General features: G+C 51.0%; 16 protein-coding genes and 2 tRNA genes. 1 reads left to right on the top strand and 17 read right to left on the bottom strand.

Annotated elements, in window-relative coordinates:
• Window position 1: 1 nt before the first annotated feature.
• The 5 genes from U8U68_RS04430 to U8U68_RS04410 all read right to left on the bottom strand — a co-directional run bounded on the left by U8U68_RS04430 (window position 2) and on the right by U8U68_RS04410 (window position 5,321).
• Window positions 2-325 (bottom strand): DUF3848 domain-containing protein, encoded by a 324-nt coding sequence (locus U8U68_RS04430; protein ID WP_084384270.1) that lies wholly within the window; start codon window positions 323-325, stop codon window positions 2-4.
• Between the two features lie 12 nt (window positions 326-337).
• Window positions 338-670, bottom strand: a complete 333-nt coding sequence (locus tag U8U68_RS04425; protein WP_322199620.1) for a DUF4314 domain-containing protein — start codon at window positions 668-670, stop codon at window positions 338-340.
• Window positions 660-983 carry a hypothetical protein gene (locus U8U68_RS04420; RefSeq protein ID WP_157130601.1) on the bottom strand — a complete coding sequence of 108 codons (324 nt, stop codon included), beginning with the start codon at window positions 981-983 and terminating at the stop codon, window positions 660-662. Before U8U68_RS04420 ends, U8U68_RS04425 begins: the two co-directional genes overlap by 11 nt.
• Window positions 984-1,114: 131 nt before the next feature.
• Window positions 1,115-1,279, bottom strand: coding sequence for a hypothetical protein (locus U8U68_RS04415; protein ID WP_157130602.1), 165 nt, complete (start codon window positions 1,277-1,279; stop codon window positions 1,115-1,117).
• A gap of 352 nt (window positions 1,280-1,631) precedes the next feature.
• The gene (locus U8U68_RS04410; RefSeq protein WP_066535815.1) at window positions 1,632-5,321 is read right to left on the bottom strand and encodes a YobI family P-loop NTPase; all 3,690 of its coding nucleotides are present in this window, start codon (window positions 5,319-5,321) and stop codon (window positions 1,632-1,634) included.
• Window positions 5,322-5,457: 136 nt separating this feature from the next.
• On the opposite strand from U8U68_RS04410, the gene U8U68_RS04405 reads away from it, so the two are divergent.
• Window positions 5,458-6,609, top strand: a complete 1,152-nt coding sequence (locus U8U68_RS04405; protein WP_322199619.1) for an IS3 family transposase — start codon at window positions 5,458-5,460, stop codon at window positions 6,607-6,609.
• Between the two features lie 189 nt (window positions 6,610-6,798).
• On the opposite strand, the gene U8U68_RS04400 is transcribed toward U8U68_RS04405, so the two are convergent.
• From U8U68_RS04400 to U8U68_RS04345, 12 genes are all read right to left on the bottom strand, one after another.
• Window positions 6,799-6,875 (bottom strand) — tRNA-Pro (locus tag U8U68_RS04400).
• An 84-nt stretch (window positions 6,876-6,959) separates the two neighbouring features.
• Window positions 6,960-7,033: transfer RNA gene (locus tag U8U68_RS04395), tRNA-Gln, on the bottom strand.
• A gap of 132 nt (window positions 7,034-7,165) precedes the next feature.
• Window positions 7,166-7,936 carry an imidazole glycerol phosphate synthase subunit HisF gene (gene hisF / locus U8U68_RS04390; protein ID WP_322199618.1) on the bottom strand — a complete coding sequence of 257 codons (771 nt, stop codon included), beginning with the start codon at window positions 7,934-7,936 and terminating at the stop codon, window positions 7,166-7,168.
• Window positions 7,937-7,949: 13 nt separating this feature from the next.
• Window positions 7,950-8,567 (bottom strand): imidazole glycerol phosphate synthase subunit HisH, encoded by a 618-nt coding sequence (hisH, locus tag U8U68_RS04385; protein ID WP_322199617.1) that lies wholly within the window; start codon window positions 8,565-8,567, stop codon window positions 7,950-7,952.
• A 402-nt stretch (window positions 8,568-8,969) separates the two neighbouring features.
• Window positions 8,970-9,239, bottom strand: a complete 270-nt coding sequence (locus U8U68_RS04380; RefSeq protein ID WP_322199616.1) for a hypothetical protein — start codon at window positions 9,237-9,239, stop codon at window positions 8,970-8,972.
• Window positions 9,240-9,584: 345 nt separating this feature from the next.
• Window positions 9,585-10,931, bottom strand: a complete 1,347-nt coding sequence (locus U8U68_RS04375) for an MATE family efflux transporter (RefSeq protein ID WP_322199615.1) — start codon at window positions 10,929-10,931, stop codon at window positions 9,585-9,587.
• Between the two features lie 18 nt (window positions 10,932-10,949).
• On the bottom strand, window positions 10,950-11,369 hold the full coding sequence (locus U8U68_RS04370) for an MmcQ/YjbR family DNA-binding protein (protein ID WP_322199614.1): 420 nt from the start codon (window positions 11,367-11,369) through the stop codon (window positions 10,950-10,952).
• On the bottom strand, window positions 11,366-12,187 hold the full coding sequence (locus U8U68_RS04365; protein ID WP_322199613.1) for a Cof-type HAD-IIB family hydrolase: 822 nt from the start codon (window positions 12,185-12,187) through the stop codon (window positions 11,366-11,368). The genes U8U68_RS04370 and U8U68_RS04365 overlap by 4 nt, the downstream gene beginning before the upstream one ends.
• A 44-nt stretch (window positions 12,188-12,231) precedes the next feature.
• Window positions 12,232-12,762 carry a 2-oxoacid:ferredoxin oxidoreductase subunit gamma family protein gene (locus U8U68_RS04360; RefSeq protein ID WP_322199644.1) on the bottom strand — a complete coding sequence of 177 codons (531 nt, stop codon included), beginning with the start codon at window positions 12,760-12,762 and terminating at the stop codon, window positions 12,232-12,234.
• An 11-nt stretch (window positions 12,763-12,773) separates the two neighbouring features.
• Window positions 12,774-13,541: a thiamine pyrophosphate-dependent enzyme gene (locus U8U68_RS04355; protein WP_322199612.1), complete on the bottom strand. Its 768-nt coding sequence runs from the start codon at window positions 13,539-13,541 to the stop codon at window positions 12,774-12,776.
• 488 nt (window positions 13,542-14,029) lie between these two features.
• Complete coding sequence (locus tag U8U68_RS04350; protein WP_322199611.1) at window positions 14,030-15,085, bottom strand: 3-methyl-2-oxobutanoate dehydrogenase subunit VorB; 1,056 nt, start codon at window positions 15,083-15,085, stop codon at window positions 14,030-14,032.
• A 35-nt stretch (window positions 15,086-15,120) separates the two neighbouring features.
• Window positions 15,121-15,330 (bottom strand): 4Fe-4S dicluster domain-containing protein, encoded by a 210-nt coding sequence (locus U8U68_RS04345; RefSeq protein ID WP_322199610.1) that lies wholly within the window; start codon window positions 15,328-15,330, stop codon window positions 15,121-15,123.
• Between the last annotated feature and the right edge of the window lie 73 nt (window positions 15,331-15,403).

Here is a 15,403-nt window from a genome sequence, read left to right as displayed (position 1 = left end):
ACTATCCCGCCGCCCTGTCTGTTACCATTCCATATCCCGCTTTCTGTGGGGCTGTTGTTCCCGCTGCCAGCACATTGGCCCTTTCCTCGATCTCCCGCCAGATGGTTTCCTGCTGGCGGCTGTCTTTCCCCTTGACCGTATCGTACAGGTCCGACATGGCGTCCGGCAGTTCCAACAGGGCCTTCGCCTGTTCATCGTCCAGCTCGTTGTACTCCATCGTGAGCAGGATATCCTCCCGCACCAGATATTCCCAAGCCTTATCCAGGATTTCCTCGGGCGGGAGAGCCAGCAGTTCTTTCCGAAAGGTATCCTGCTCCTGCGACAGCTTATCATAGAGCTACTCGTCCAGAGTGCCGTGCTGCTGCTCCTGGATTACCGTGAAACTGTCCTCGAACGGCATAAGGCTCAGTCCTCTGCCATTGTCCCACTTCATGAGCAGGGCCGGTTGGTCATCGACGCCAATCACACTCCCGCACAGGACAAGAGTTTTCCGGTACTTTTGCGGAGCAAAAGGCGACCGCCTCGCGGTCGAGGGAAACTCGGCAATTTGCCCGCAGGGCAATATTGAAGGCATCCCCCGCTCATCATTGCACAGCCTGTGCAGTTGGATTCTCGTCCCCACCGGGTACTGCCGCCTGACCAGCTCAACCTTATTTCTGTCAAAGTTCATCCGGTTTCCTCCCCTCTGTAAATAGCAGCCGGTTGGCCGCACTCAGTCCGTAGACCCGGATCAGCATGGCGGTCTGTATCACCAGGAAGTACCGGGGGGAGAGCATACTTGTGTCGGCCAGTTCTGTGAGAGATACCGTCCTGCTGCCTGTGATGATGTCCTTTGCCACCGTGAAGCAGACGTAGGCCATGGCGTCCAAACGCCTGGGCTTTATGGCAGTGATGTCGATTTCATTAGTCCCGATGTGATTCTCGGCCTGATGCCAGAGCCTGGGTCGACCGTCAAAGCAACGGGCGTTGCCCTTATGCTCCAAAAAGGGCTGCGGCAATCCTCAAAAAATGAAAGATTCAGAAACATTCCTGTTTCTGAATCTTGGCGACTTGGCGAAGCCAACGTCGACAGCCCTTGTGGTACCTGATTTCTTTCTCGAACAGTACGCCGTGGTTATCGTTGCGGAAGATCATCCTTATGAACTTCTTTCTGCTTTTTGTTCTGCTCCATGTCCTTGCGGCTGGTTTCAGTCTCGGGCGGATCATGCTGGAAGCCTGGGATCTGTTTCATGAAACTTTCATAGGCCCGATCGGTTTTGCTTTCTGTAAACTTTGGCACCCTGCACACCTCCTAAATTTTTCTCTGGAAAAAGAAAAAGGACCACGATTTTCATCATGGCCCTTCACAAAAAATATTTTGTTTTCTTCTGCACTGACTCTCGTTTTCCCTGATGGCATCCCCCAAAACACGTCACGCCGCGGCGGTCCCTTTTTGGCCTCTTGAACGCAAAAAACCCCCGGAATTCCGGGGAATTTTGGGGGTGGCATCTGTTAAGATGTGTAAACCTGGCCTTACCATACTTAAAAGATGCCGCAGGCCGTTTGGAGGCCCAAAAAGCCAGTATTTATGCGGTTTTACGGGCTTTTGAAAATCCGTCATTTGAACTCTGCCTTAACAGATGCCTGCACCCTCATTCCTCCGCCTTAATCCAACACTGAATAACTTTACAATCCTGGTCAATATCCTTTCCTTTCTTAGCGCTCTTTCCTTCAGAATAACTCGTAATGTAATCTACCTCCTTCAGCCTTTGGACCAATCTCCGGTTATTGTCTGAGCATTTAAGCTCCACTTTATGTCTACTGATCCTGTCTACAAAATCTGCGTAGTCTCCCCCTAAATCAGAAAAACATGATGCAAGACTCTTATCATCAAGCATGGCCAAATACATGAACATTAGCTTCTCTTGCTTATGGATGTCAAGCATATTCCACGCTGCATCAAATATCTCTTGGCTGATATCGAATCGTGCAGCGCATAAATATTCTGCAATTCTTTGAGTCATGCTTTCTGCACCATATGTGTTGATGATTTCTATCTTAGTCTCATTTTCGCTGTCCTTACTCAATACAAGATTCTCAATGAGCTGTGATGTTAGCGAAACGTCGTTTATAAGCTCTCTAAATGCGCGCTGATTCCATAAAATGAATGGTTCGCACAGGTTTGGACAGCAGTCCTGCATTTCATCATATTGTGGGACAGTGAATGGAATAAATTTGAGGTAAATCAATTTTAACACTCGATGTTCTGAAAGTGACGATAAAGGTACATTGAAATCTTGCATTCTCAATTCAGGTAAGAGTTCGCCAAAGGCTCTGTCATCTACTTCTGAGGCAATAAAATCACCGATAAAATCATCATCCAAAAAATCTGTGCTCTGCCCTTTTAGCTTATCTGAATTGTTTTCAATGTATTCGAGAAGCACTTTGTCAAACTTAAATTGCTCCCAGTATTCGTATATGTTCTTCCAGCTAAGATATATTTTATCTTCTTTCAAAAGTGCGCTCCATAGCATTTGCACAGCGTCTCTCTTGTCTGAGACTAAGTTTCCGCAACAAGAGAGGATATCCTCAAAACAGACAGTTTCATGAGACAGAACAATATCATATAACATAGCGTTGTCAATCGTTCTCTCCAGCAAGTCTGCAACATCATCCTCCAAATCATCCATTGAACCTTGCGCGACTATTTCATTAACAAACTCAGGAATATGGTTCCTAACATTTTGCAGAATAGAGTCACACTCTAATTCATTAAGAGTGGAGTAAGGCCGGTTCTCAACTCCAGCCACTAGGTCAGGATTCAAGAATTTCACGATTCGCTTCAACATAGTCAAATTGATTCCATACCGGCTTTCTTCGATGATTGCATCAACAACTTCTCTGGGAACTTTCTCAATAATAGCGTTGTCAAATCTCAAGTCAAGCCAGTTAATTACTGAGTAGACTTTGTCTGCATCAACCGAAGCAAGCCGCTGTAGGGAATCCTCATTCTCCTCAATAAAGTGAGATAATGAACTCTCTCTATTCATTGCAACAAGACTGTCGATATCAATAAAGCGAACTAGCACCAGCAAGTAATGGCTCTTTCTTTCATACGAAAGGGTCGCGCGATTGGATATATAAAGCCACATCCTGGGCCAAGCCTCTGCTAGTAAAGTGATGAACAACTCCAAGTTTTTCGTAACGTCTATAAACCCATCAATAAATGCCCAGCTTCGTTCATCTTCATCCGAAAGCTGTTCAATAAATAAATCCCGCTTTTCTGATTCACCTTCCGTACCCAATAATTCCTCCAGCAGGGCGTAATTGTATATTGATTTTTGCCGGAACTCATATGGTTGTAGCCGCTGAATGACTTGTGGTGTTTTTGAAATTGGATATTCAAACTCAGTCATTTCTAAATTCTTAACAGCAAGTATAAAATTCATATCGCTCTTTGTTATGCTGGTGCCCTTGAAATAGTTGATATAGGTCGCATAGTCTTCATCCAGATAGCCACGGCGCAGCATAAACGATAGCAGCTTGTTGTTCATGACGTTCTCAGATAATACTGCATCCACTTTGAATTCTGTCAGCAACTCTCTCATTGTCTTGTACCTAATATTCTGCTGTTGGTTTTTGAGTTGAGCTATTTCTTCTATTCGCTTTCTTTTTTCTTTCCCTTCAACTAACTCGATTCGTTCAGCCCTCCTGCTATAAATTTGACAAAGCTCTAAGAAGTTGTCACATGAAGCATTTCGGTTATTACCGTTCAAATCCATCATGCGTATACCATATATTTCTTTTCTTGCAAGTGATAGAAAATCAAATGCGCCTGTAAATATTTCAGATGCATAAACATCTGTTGAATAGTCTAATCTGATACAATAAGCTGTGCCTTTCCATCCCGTTATCTCACAAAGAAAGGCCGCCTTAAGTTCTTTCGTTCTATGGAGTGTGTCTGCTTTTGCTTCTTCAATCAAAGTCGATAGCCTATCTATCTCATCTTGTGCAGTCTTTTGCCTCGTTGCAATAAAGCTTCGTTTATCCTCAAAGGCCCGCTTGACTACCCCCTTCTCTTTCTGCAAGTCTGCAAACTCAGACGGATACAAATTCTTGAAAACAATCAGAGCCATCATCTTCTCATCGTCCAGTTCCAATTCCTGCCCCGCTTTGATTGTCCCCTTGTACACGAGAAATTCGTTATATATATTTTGCAGAACTCTCATATCGGAGATGTACGGAGACACATCAAGAATAAACTCCTGAGAAATGCAATGCTCCGTTCCGGACTGCCGGGCTCTCTCCAGCATAGCCGTGAAAACCTCGCCTGAATTTGTTGAGTTAATGATAGGAACCACCGGTATAATAAAATCAAAAAATTTTGTCCTGTCTTCATCGCTAAAAATATCATCCTTGACGGCATATACAAACACCAGCTTACTATGAATTATATCATAGTTATTCAGCAGTGTATTCAGCTCTCTCAGATGCACGAATATAGAAGGATCATCCAGGCGGTCAAGGTCTTCAAAGAAAACGTATTGATATCTTGTCACTTCAAAGAAATAGAAAATCTCGTCCAGATACTTGCTAAAAACTGATTCATCCCCTTCGCCGCCGCCTTCAACTACTGTATCTGACGGAAGCGAAACCTTCCGAATCGTATACCTCGAGAGCAGAGATTTGTATGCGTAGGAGATTATACCGAGCACAGCCGCTGTCAACATTATAAATATTCCTATTGCCCATACCTCGGACAGATTCAAACTCTCTCCGGCCGATACAACACTTTCTTTGATTTCCGTGAGAAACTCTGTCTTGAAAGCATAAACAAATGGAATTGCCAATAATGTGATAAAGACCAGTTTTACCCATGTCCAAAGAGCACTTATTTTGTGCAATTTTCTATAACGGCTTTGAGGAATTTTCCCATACCCTACTTTATAAAACAGCTGCTTCAAAATTCCATGTTCGATTTCTTCCTTTTCGATGGGCGTTTTGTGCTTTTTGTCATCCTGTTCTGTGCTATTACAAATTTCCGAATTTATCTCAAAGCTTGCCATGGATATTCGGAGAGACCTTCGTCTTATCCGCCAATGCTTCTTGAGAAATGATTCTATGATACTGCTCTTCCCTGCACCATATGGCCCTGCCAGCGCAATATTCTTTACTCGCTTATTCTTAAAGGCCCAGCTTAATGCATTCAAATATTCATCGCCATTTTGTATATCGTCTACGGGCAATAAATCTCTATAGCCGATAATTGGCTGGTGCAAATTCAGCCTTTTTTCATAAAATGCATTTGCGCTCCTATGCAAATTTCTTATATACTTTATCATAACCATATTCCTTTCGCAAACGCTGGCTTTCCTGCCTAACTTAACTATACCAAAAATCCACACACTTTTCAAGCAGGATGCAATGCCTAGTGAAAGGAAAGTATGGTATACTCAAATTGCATAAGGAGCGATAACAATGAAAAGTAAGTATGACCTGTCGCAAAGACAAGCGGTAATTTCCCGCCACAGATCGGGTGAGTCTGTTTCCCATATTGTTGGAGACACCGGCATTCCCAGAAGTACAATTTATAACTGGTTAAAACCGGCAAAGACCGCTGAGGATGATTGCAAGGAGCCTACCCTAAAGAACTTCCGCCTGTTGGAGAATAAGGTCAAGCGTTTGGAGGGGATCATTGAAATTCTCAAAACCTCCGAATGTTCTCCCAGAGATCCTCTTAAAGTGAAGTTGGGTGCATTAGAAAAGCTGCATGAGCAGCATACATATAGCGTGCACATGATCTGCGAGGCCTTAGATGTGCCAAGAGGCACTTTTTACAACCACGTTCTGCGCGGCAAGCGAGAGCATACATGGTATGCGGAGAGGCGAAATGAACTCAAAAAGGTTATCCGGGAGATATATGACCATAGCCATCAGATATTCGGTGCAGAAAAAATCACGGCAACGCTGAAAAGCAAAGGCTATCCCATCTCAATTAAGATGGTTCGTGAACTGATGCAGGAGATGGGCCTGACCAGTATTCGTCAGGGTGCGAAGAACACCTATGTTAAGGAACAGCGTAAGCTTATCAACCACGTGAATCAACAGTTTAATGTTACATGTCCCGACGAAGTATGGGTGAGCGATGTTACTTACTTTCGTTTCGATGATAAGAAGTTCTATATTTGTGCTGTTATTGACCTGTTTGCCCGAAAAGTGATTGCCTACCGAATCGGTAAATCTAATAGCACCCAGTTGGTCAAGGGCACTTTTCGCGCGGCGTATGAAAACCGAAAGACTACAAATCCTTTAACATTTCACACTGACCGTGGTACGAACTATCGGGCGAAGACATTTTGCGCTTACCTGAAATCTCTGGGGGTTACGCAATCCTTTTCAAGAGCCCGCGTTCCTTATGACAATTCTGTGATGGAGTCGTTCTTTTCCAGCCTAAAGAGGGAAGAACTGTATAGAACAAAATACCGCTCTGAAAATGAATTCAGAACGGCTGTGGATAAGTATATGACTTTTTATAATGAGGAGCGACCCCACGCCACGAATCAATACAAGACTCCTGTACAGAAGGAAGCTGACTTTTTCAGTGATCACGTGGGAGCAGGAGTGGACTAGAAATAGACATTGGGGTTCGAATGTTAGACATTTTAACTTTTTGGGCTGCCATTTCAAAGTTTTTGGACATACATGTCTAAGTTAACGTGATAAAGTGCAGGCCAAAATTCATACGGAAAGTCTGGAAAAATGGAAATCACCTATTGCTGTCCAACCCATAGGGGTTCAGATTGCAATAGGTGATTCACTTGGTCGAGGTGACAGGATTCGAACCTGCGGCTTCTACGTCCCGAACGTAGCGCTCTACCAAGCTGAGCCACACCTCGATGGAACTGGCAAACATTGCCAGTTAACCAACTGTAAAAAAAGAAGGGCCTGGGGCTCTATAGGCTCCAGGCCCTTGCCCGGTTTGGCAGCGGTACCAGGATTTGAACCCAGACAAACAGAGTCAGAGTCTGCTGTGCTACCATTACACAATACCGCTATACATTCCCTTCAGCAACCATGCCCTTAGGAACGTTAATTATTATACCAAAAATCCAGAAAAAGTCAAGGGGTTTTCTAAAAAAAATTTCTTTTTTCTCAAAAAATCTCTTTCTTTTCCCAGCACCCGCTTTTAAGCCAAACACACGGGCCGCACCGGCACGTTTTTCTTGGACAAGTAGTCCTTTAGCTCTGGAATGCTTAGCTGGCCAAAGTGGAACAACGAGGCCGCCAGTACGGCATCGGCCCGGCCCTGGGTGAAGGCTTCATAAAAATGCACCTTTTCTCCCGCCCCTCCAGAGGCAATTACCGGGATGGAAACCGCGCTGGACACCGCCCGAGTTAGCTCTAGGTCATAACCGGTCTGAACACCATCTTGGTCCATGCTGGTCAGCAAAATCTCTCCTGCTCCTAGCTGCTGTACCCGCTGGGCCCACTGTAGGGCATCTATGCCCGTATCTACCCGACCGCCGTTTAAGTATAGGGTCCAGCCACCCCCAGGCCGGCGCTTGGCATCCATAGCCACCACCACACATTGGCTACCAAACTTTTCTGCCGCAGCCTGGATGAGCTCTGGGTTTTTTAGGGCTGCCGAGTTTACCGAAACCTTGTCGGCCCCGGCCCGAAGAATGGCGGTGAAATCTTCCACCCGGCGGATGCCGCCCCCCACAGTAAAGGGAATAAAGATGCTTTCTGCCACTCGTTCTACCACCTGGGTTAAAATGCCCCGGCTGTCCGCAGAGGCGTTAATATCCAGCAGCACCAGCTCGTCGGCGCCCTGACGGTCATAGGCTATCGCTGCCGCCACTGGGTCCCCAGCGTCTTTCAGGTCCACAAAGTTGGTGCCTTTTACCACCCGGCCTTCTTTAATATCCAGGCAGGGAATAATCCGTTTTGCGTACATAAATTGTCACCTGCTAATTATAATCTTTCACCCGCTGGGCAAAGTTTTTCAGAATGCAAAGGCCCTGGCTGCCGCTTTTTTCTGGATGAAACTGGCACGCCGCCAGGTTGTTCTGCTCCACTGCGGCATGAATCTCCGCTCCATAGCTGGCGGTGGCGCTCACCACGTCCTCCTGGGCCTGTAGGTAGTAGGAGTGAACAAAGTACAAGTAGGGCTCTGGGCTTAGCCCGGCCAGTAGCCAGCCCGGCCGGCGGATGTCTAACGAGTTCCAGCCAATGTGGGGAATTTTCAGCCCGCTCTCTGCCGGAAGCCGCAGCACATGACCCTTTAACAACCCCAGTCCTTGCACACCGGGGGACTCCTCACTAGACTGAAACAACAATTGTAGCCCCAGGCAGATGCCCAAAAAGGGCCTGCCAGAGGCAGCAAAGTCCTTTATGGCTTGGTCCAAACCCCGGGCCCGCAGGGCGCTCATGGCCTCGCCAAAGGCCCCCACCCCGGGCAGCACAGCCCCCTGGGCCTTTGGCAGCTCTTGGGCAGAAGAGACCACTGTGCATGGGCAGCCAATATGCGCCAGAGCCTTTTCCACACTTTGCAGGTTGCCCGCGCCGTAGTCAATAATTGCCATCATATCAATTCACTCCTTTAGCAAAATAAATCATACCATGTTTCCCCTAAATTTGCAAGTCTTAAGATGGGGAAAAGCGCCTAAAAACACAGGGGGGTTCCTTTAGAAATCCCAAGCGGCCCTTGACCGCAAAAAGTTGTTTTGCCAATTTTCGGCCCCTTGCCTTGCCAGCCGGCAGAATCTGACGGATAAAATCGCGCCGGCTGCTAGCTGGCATCAGCTCCAAAGGAGTCTCTATCTTTGAAAAAGGCGCTGGTCTCCAGCTAAGACCCCACAACCATTGTGGTTTCGTTACCAGGGGCTTGCCGCTATCTACACATATTCCATGGGTTCTAGGGCAGAGTACAGCTCCATAAACTAAAAGCCCTGCCACCTTTTAGGAGGCAGGGTAAATGCAGCACAATTTTATGCCAGAGGGCCTGGCTCCTGGGGGGCAGAGGCAGTTTGCCCACTAAGAGCAGCGGGCAGCTGGGCCTGGGGCGTGGCCAGGGCCAAGTAAACGCCCGCGAAAAGCAGCAGGTCCAATACAGCCACGGCCACCATGAGGGCCAAAATTAAAGTGCGCAGCACTCCCAGGCCAGGGGGCGGCCCCTGGGGCACAAAAACCGGTACAGCGGGCGGAGCGTCTATAGAATCGAAATCCATGGGGAGATTTTCGTCATTTTGCGGGGGCATTTCACATTCCTCGTTTCCACAATTTTTCGCGGCAGGGACAAAAGCCAAAAAAACCGCAGATTTTCTTCTCTATAATGATAGCGCAAAATCCCCGGTTTGTCAATTGAGGAATTAACCACAGCCATATTTATGCAATGAACTAATGCGCTTTCCCTGTTGCCGCTGCTGCATCCTGCGGGATACAACTGATGCATGGCTTGCTCGCGCTGCTGAAGCAATTCATGCGTGGGACAAAGAGCGCGGCTTTTTCCCACCGGCACATGGCGCCCCAGCTGGTAGGCGGGGAGCCCCCTAACATGGTCAAAAAGTACGCGCAACCCTTATTGAGAGAACCGTGTTTTTTTTCTATAGTCTGCGGTAAATTACCCGCCACATGGTGAGGAAGCAGGCCAGACCGCCAATAGCGTTGGAGATGGGTTCGGCCAGGAAAACCCCCGGCACCCCAAACCCCACCGCTGGCAACAAAAGGGTGAGGGGGACTACAATCATGGCCTTGCGGAACAGAGAGAAAAACACCGCATACCTGGCTCGGCCCAAAGACTGAAAGGCAGTTTGCCCCACAAATTGAAAAGCCATAAATACAAATCCGAAGAAGTAGATGTTCAGCATTTCCGCGCCAGTTTCCACAATGTTTTGATCATTGGAAAACACGCCCATCAGCTGTTTGGGAATTAGCATGACCACAATCCAAGCAAATAAAGTATAGAGAAACCCGAGAACAGCGGAAAAGCGGATGCCCTCTTTGACCCGCCCGTTTTTCTGGGCTCCATAGTTAAAACCCAAAACAGGCTGGGCCCCGTTTGTAATGCCCATTACCGGCAGCGAAAGAATTTCCCGCACAGAATTTAATACGGTCATAATGCCCACGTATAGGTCGCCGCCGTAGGCTTGCAGCTGCACATTGCATACAATCTGCACCAGGCTGTTGGTGCCCTGCATAACAAAGCCCGGCAGGCCGATGGCCATAATGGCCCGGGTGCGCTGAGCTTGAATGCGGATTTTGCTAAGTTTAATACGCAGCACAGCTTTCTTTCCAGTTAAAAAACGCAGCACCCAGGCAGCGGAAATACCTTGGCTTATCACAGTGGCCAGGGCCGCGCCCCGCACCCCCATGCCGAAAACAAAGATGAAGAGGGGGTCCAGAAGAATATTCACCGCCGCCCCCAAAATGGTGGTCAGCATGCCGGTTTTGGGGAATCCTTGAGCGTTAATATAGCCGTTTAAGCCAGTGGAAAGCATAGAAAACAGGGTGCCAAACAGATAGATTTGCAAGTATTGGTCCGCGTATTCCACCGAGAGATCGCTGGCTCCAAACAGAAGGAGAATCGACCGGCGAAAACAAAAACACACCCCGAAAAGCACTGCCGAAAACAGGGCCAGCAGGGCAAAAGCATTGCCCAAAATATTTTCCGCCTCTTCCTGGTCCCGCCTGCCCCGGGCAATGGAAAACAGCGCGGTGCCGCCATTGCCAAAAAGGCTGGTAAAGGCCGCGATGATTACAATGACCGGAAAAGTGACCCCCAGGCCCGTAAGGGCCACGTCTCCTACATCCTTTAGATGGCCGATGTACACCCGGTCCACTACATTATAGAGCAGCTGCACCACCTGGGCAACGGTAAGAGGAACTGCCTGGGCAATAATCTGGCGCTTAACAGAACCTACGGAAAAATCTCTTTCCCCCAAAGGCGTCATGCCTCCTTTTTACTGGGTTTATGGGTTAAGTTCCCCGCTCTTTTCTTGCGCCCCGCGCCGCTTCTTCCTTTTGAGAGACACCGCTTCATAGCTCATTTCCAGCAATGAGGCAATATGTTTATCCCCCGTTTTCTCATCTAATAAAATGGAGATCCACAGAGATTTATTCATATGATAGGCGGGGAAAAAGCCTTCCTCCATGAGCAAAGAACCGATTAAAAGAGGGTCGCACTTCACATTGACAATGGAGACCATCTCGCCGCTTTCCAGGCCCAGACGGCGGCCGGAAACTTCCATGAAAACCGCGAACCACTTTTTGGAGATGGGATGCCGCAGCACAAAACACCCCGGAGAATCCGCCCATAAATATTCCGGCAAAACGCCAAAGGCCTCTTGGGCAAAGGCGGCCAAGCGCTGTTTTTGGGCAGGGCGGCTCATGACGCGCTCCCCGGCGGCGGAACAAAGGCCAGGTCTTTCAGGGCCAGGTACACCCCCTGGCGGTCGTTGGTCTCGGTGATAAGGTCCGCCGCGGCCTTTACGGCTTCTGTGGCATTGCCCATGGCCACCCCCAGCCCGGCGTAACGGAGCATTTCCAGGTCTGCGTCATAGTCGCCGCAGGCCACGATGGCCTTTTGGGGAACTCCATAAGCAGTGTGAAGGGCCCGAACCGCCCGCTCTTTAGAGGCACTGGGGGCCAGCACCTCCAGGTAAGTAGAGGTGGATTGCACCAGGTTTAGTTCCTCAAAAGCTTGGGCGGCCTTTTTTCGCAGAGAGGCAATGTCCTTCGGCGGACCAATGCACAACAGTTTGTGCACCGGAGCGCTGGGATCAATCGGCCGGGGAATGGGAGCGCTGTGAACCGCCCGGCCCTCTTCCAGCACCCAAGGCAAAGTCAGCTGGTCCGGCTCCACCAGCCAATTTTCATACTGATAAGCGTTCACTGCCACGCCGGGAAACTCCGCCCGGACAAAGAACTGAAAGGCCAGGGCCCTTTGGCTGTCCAGCGGGGCCTGGTCCACCACCTGGCCCTGGGGGGAAAGGGTGAGTGCCCCGCTGTAACAAATCATGGGCCCATGGACCCCGGCCTGCTCTTCTACCAGCCGAATCCCCACCGGGGGCCGGGCCGAGCAGAGCACCACAGGCACGCCCTGGGCCGTTAGAGAAGAGAGCAGCCCCCGGGTGGCCGGGGAAACCTGATAGCGGCTGTCTAGCAAAGTGCCGTCAATGTCTAGAAAGATCATGGAGTAGCTTTGCAAAAGGAGTGCCTCCTTTCTTTGGACATAGATGGGTCTAAATTTCTTTACACGTCCAAGCTTAGCGCCTGGCGGTTCAGCTCCAGCATGCCAGCTTTTCGGGCCGGAACGCACTTTTCAAGGGCCTGATCCAGCAGCTCTGGGGTGCAGAAGCAATAATCACCCGCCCCGCACACCTCCCGGAACAGCTTGCCTACCAGAATCATGTTTCCCAGGCCCTTCAGCCCTTTTTCCTCCGCCAGGGCGGAGGCGGGCACGTAGAACACCCGCAGGTCTGTCCGCTCCACCTTTTTGTTGATTAGGGAGCTGTCCACCAGCACGGTGCCGCCGGGCTCCACCCCATCGATGAACCGATCCAAAGAGGGCAGGTTCATGGCCACCAGCACGTTAGGGTTGGTGACCAGGGGCGAGCCAATGGGCTGGTCCGAGACGCACACGCTACAGTTGGCAGTGCCGCCCCGCATCTCCGGGCCGTAAGAGGGCAGCCAAGAGATTTCCTTGCCTGCCAGCAGCCCCGCATAGGCTGCCACTTTTCCGGCAAACAGCACGCCCTGCCCGCCAAAACCCGCAAATACCATGTTCAGGTCTTTCACAGTGCCGCGCCCCCTTTCTTCACGCCTTCCGGCACGTCTTTGAAAACTCCCAGGGGATAATAGGGCATCATATTGTCTTGCAGCCACTTTAGGGCCTCTACAGGAGAAAGTCCCCAGTTGGTAGGGCAGGTGGAGAGCACTTCCACAATGGAATAGCCCTTACCCTCCAGCTGATACTGGAAAGCTTTTTTAATCGCCTTACGGGCCGCGTTGACATTTTTTACGTTGTCTACCGCCACCCGCTGGGCAAAAGCTACGCCGTCCAGGGTAGAGAGCAGCTCGCAGACCTTTACCGGATACCCGGCGGTGTCGGTATCCCGACCGTAGGGAGTGGTCTGGGTCACCTGCCCGGGCAAAGAGGTGGGCGCCATCTGCCCGCCGGTCATGCCGTAAATAGCGTTGTTGATAAAGATTACTGTAATGTTTTCGCCCCGGGTGGCGGCGTGTACGGTTTCCGCCGTGCCAATAGCCGCCAGGTCGCCGTCTCCCTGGTAGGTGAAAATCACGTTCTCTGGGCAGGCGCGCTTTAGGCCCGTGGCCACCGCCTGGGCCCGTCCGTGGGGAGCCTGGACCATATCGCAGGCAAAGTAGTCATAGCACATCACAGAGCAGCCCACCGAAGCCACGCCCACGGTGCGGCCCTGCACGCCCAGCTCGTCAATGGCCTGGGCGGCCAGCCGGTGCACAATGCCGTGGGTGCAGCCCGGGCAATAGTGCAGGGGCGCGTCCGTCAGGGCACGGGGCTTTTGAAATACGATTGGCATATGTAAAGCACTTCCTTTCTAATTGAAAGACAGGGTTAGGGTTCGTCATTGGTCATTTGGAAGAGCAGCGCCGCGAAACGAGCGCGGTTCCGGCAACGGAACAGCAAAAGCTTTGTCGTCTGGCCTGCCGGCCCGGCCGGCGCTGGACGAGACCAGCTATTACGCAAAAGGTATCAACGGCTCCCCCCAAAAAAAATCCATCACCCGCCGGTTAAAGTCCGGGGCCTCGCCATAGGCGGCGTGGTCCAGCTGTTTATATAAACGGATGGCACATCCCAGCTTTTCAGCCATCTCTATCCAGCCGTGAACCACACGCTCTATGGTTTCATTGGCCCGGTAAGCCCAGGCCAGGGACAGCGCGGCCTCTGCAACGCCCTGTGGGCTGGAGGCCCGGCAGCATTACCAAGGGCTTTTTCCCACCGCCAAAGCGCACACAGTCCAGGGGAGAGCCCTCCACCTTCAGCCGCGGCTTTTTTACTGGCGGCATCTTAACCGTGCTCCATAATCCGTTCCACATCCTCCAGCACCTGGTTGGGGGTGGGGATCATTCCCCCCGTGCGGCCGTAGAAGTGCACCGGAACCTGGCAGTCGATGGCCAGCCTTACGTCGTCCACCATCTGGCCCATACTCATCTCCACCACCAGAAAGCTTTTGGCCGTGGCGGCGGCTTTTTTCAAAGCCTGTACCGGGAAGGGCCACAGGGTGATGGGCCGGATGAGCCCCACCTTATACCCCTGTTCCCGAGCCTTATTCACCGCGCTGCGCGCCACCCGGGCCGAGGCCCCGTAGGCCACGATGACCAGGTCCGCGTCCTCGCACAGATACTCCTCGGCCCGCTGCTCCTGCTCCTTCACCAGCTGATACCGGTGGTAGCGGGTCATCACCAGCTCTTCCAGCTTGTCAGGGGTCAGGTATAGAGAGTTTATCACGTTGTGGGGACGGCTGTCCCCGTGGCCGCAGGCGGCCCAGGGCTTATCTACCAGCTGGGCGCGGCCCTCCTCGGGCAGGGAGACGGGCTCCATCATCTGACCCAGCATCCCGTCCGCTAGGATCATGGCAGGCATCCGCCAGCGGTCCGCAGCATCAAAGGCGTCGCTGACCAAGTCCACCATTTCCTGGACGGTGGAGGGGGCGAATACCAAAATCTGGAAGTCTCCGTGGCCGGTGGCCTTGGTGGCCTGCCAGTAGTCCGCCTGGGAGGGCTGAATACCTCCTAGGCCCGGGCCGCCCCGCTGGACGTTGATGATCAGGGCCGGCAGGTCGGACCCAGCCATGTACGAGATGCCCTCGCTCTTTAGACTAATGCCTGGGGAGGAGGATGAGGTCATGGCCCTGGCTCCAGCGGCGGCGGCACCCAGCACCATGTTGACAGCGGCCACCTCGGACTCGGCTTGCAGGTAGGTGCCGTTCACCTTTGGCATACGTTTAGACATATAGGCGGCCAGCTCGGTTTGGGGGGTAATGGGGTAGCCAAAAAAGTGGCGGCACCCAGCCCGTATAGCGGCCTCGGCCAAAGCCTCGTTGCCTTTCATCAATACTTTCATTGTCGTGGCTCTCCTTTATGCAGTGATATGGTAGGTCAGTCTTTTTCCACGGTGATCGCCGTGTCCGGGCACATGGTGGCACAGGCCGCGCAGCCCACGCATTTTTCCGGCCGGGCTAGGCGGGCGGGATGATAGCCTTTGCTGTTCAGGCGGCCGCCGTCCAGATCGATGAGACGCAGCGGGCAGGCGTTGGCGCACAGGCCGCAGCCCTTGCACACGGCCTCGTCTATGATGATTTTTGCCATAGGGGGTCCTCCTTTGTGGTACTATCTATATTTATATTTATATGGTTATTTATATGGTTGGGCGGGCCAGTAC

This window comes from Acutalibacter intestini (assembly GCF_034334985.1).
Classification (GTDB): domain Bacteria; phylum Bacillota; class Clostridia; order Oscillospirales; family Acutalibacteraceae; genus Acutalibacter; species Acutalibacter intestini.
This window is presented reverse-complemented; position numbering and strand designations above follow the sequence as displayed.

Excerpts from the sequence above, each read along its gene's own strand:
- U8U68_RS04425 (WP_322199620.1), bottom strand. The coding sequence starts at position 670 with ATGAACTTTGACAGAAATAAGGTTGAGCTGGTCAGGCGGCAGTACCCG.
- U8U68_RS04410 (WP_066535815.1), bottom strand. The coding sequence starts at position 5,321 with ATGATAAAGTATATAAGAAATTTGCATAGGAGCGCAAATGCATTTTAT.
- U8U68_RS04405 (WP_322199619.1), top strand. The coding sequence starts at position 5,458 with ATGAAAAGTAAGTATGACCTGTCGCAAAGACAAGCGGTAATTTCCCGC.
- hisF (WP_322199618.1), bottom strand. The coding sequence starts at position 7,936 with ATGTACGCAAAACGGATTATTCCCTGCCTGGATATTAAAGAAGGCCGG.
- hisH (WP_322199617.1), bottom strand. The coding sequence starts at position 8,567 with ATGATGGCAATTATTGACTACGGCGCGGGCAACCTGCAAAGTGTGGAA.
- U8U68_RS04380 (WP_322199616.1), bottom strand. The coding sequence starts at position 9,239 with ATGCCCCCGCAAAATGACGAAAATCTCCCCATGGATTTCGATTCTATA.
- U8U68_RS04375 (WP_322199615.1), bottom strand. The coding sequence starts at position 10,931 with ATGACGCCTTTGGGGGAAAGAGATTTTTCCGTAGGTTCTGTTAAGCGC.
- U8U68_RS04370 (WP_322199614.1), bottom strand. The coding sequence starts at position 11,369 with ATGAGCCGCCCTGCCCAAAAACAGCGCTTGGCCGCCTTTGCCCAAGAG.
- U8U68_RS04360 (WP_322199644.1), bottom strand. The coding sequence starts at position 12,762 with ATGGTATTTGCGGGTTTTGGCGGGCAGGGCGTGCTGTTTGCCGGAAAA.
- U8U68_RS04355 (WP_322199612.1), bottom strand. The coding sequence starts at position 13,541 with ATGCCAATCGTATTTCAAAAGCCCCGTGCCCTGACGGACGCGCCCCTG.
- U8U68_RS04350 (WP_322199611.1), bottom strand. The coding sequence starts at position 15,085 with ATGAAAGTATTGATGAAAGGCAACGAGGCTTTGGCCGAGGCCGCTATA.
- U8U68_RS04345 (WP_322199610.1), bottom strand. The coding sequence starts at position 15,330 with ATGGCAAAAATCATCATAGACGAGGCCGTGTGCAAGGGCTGCGGCCTG.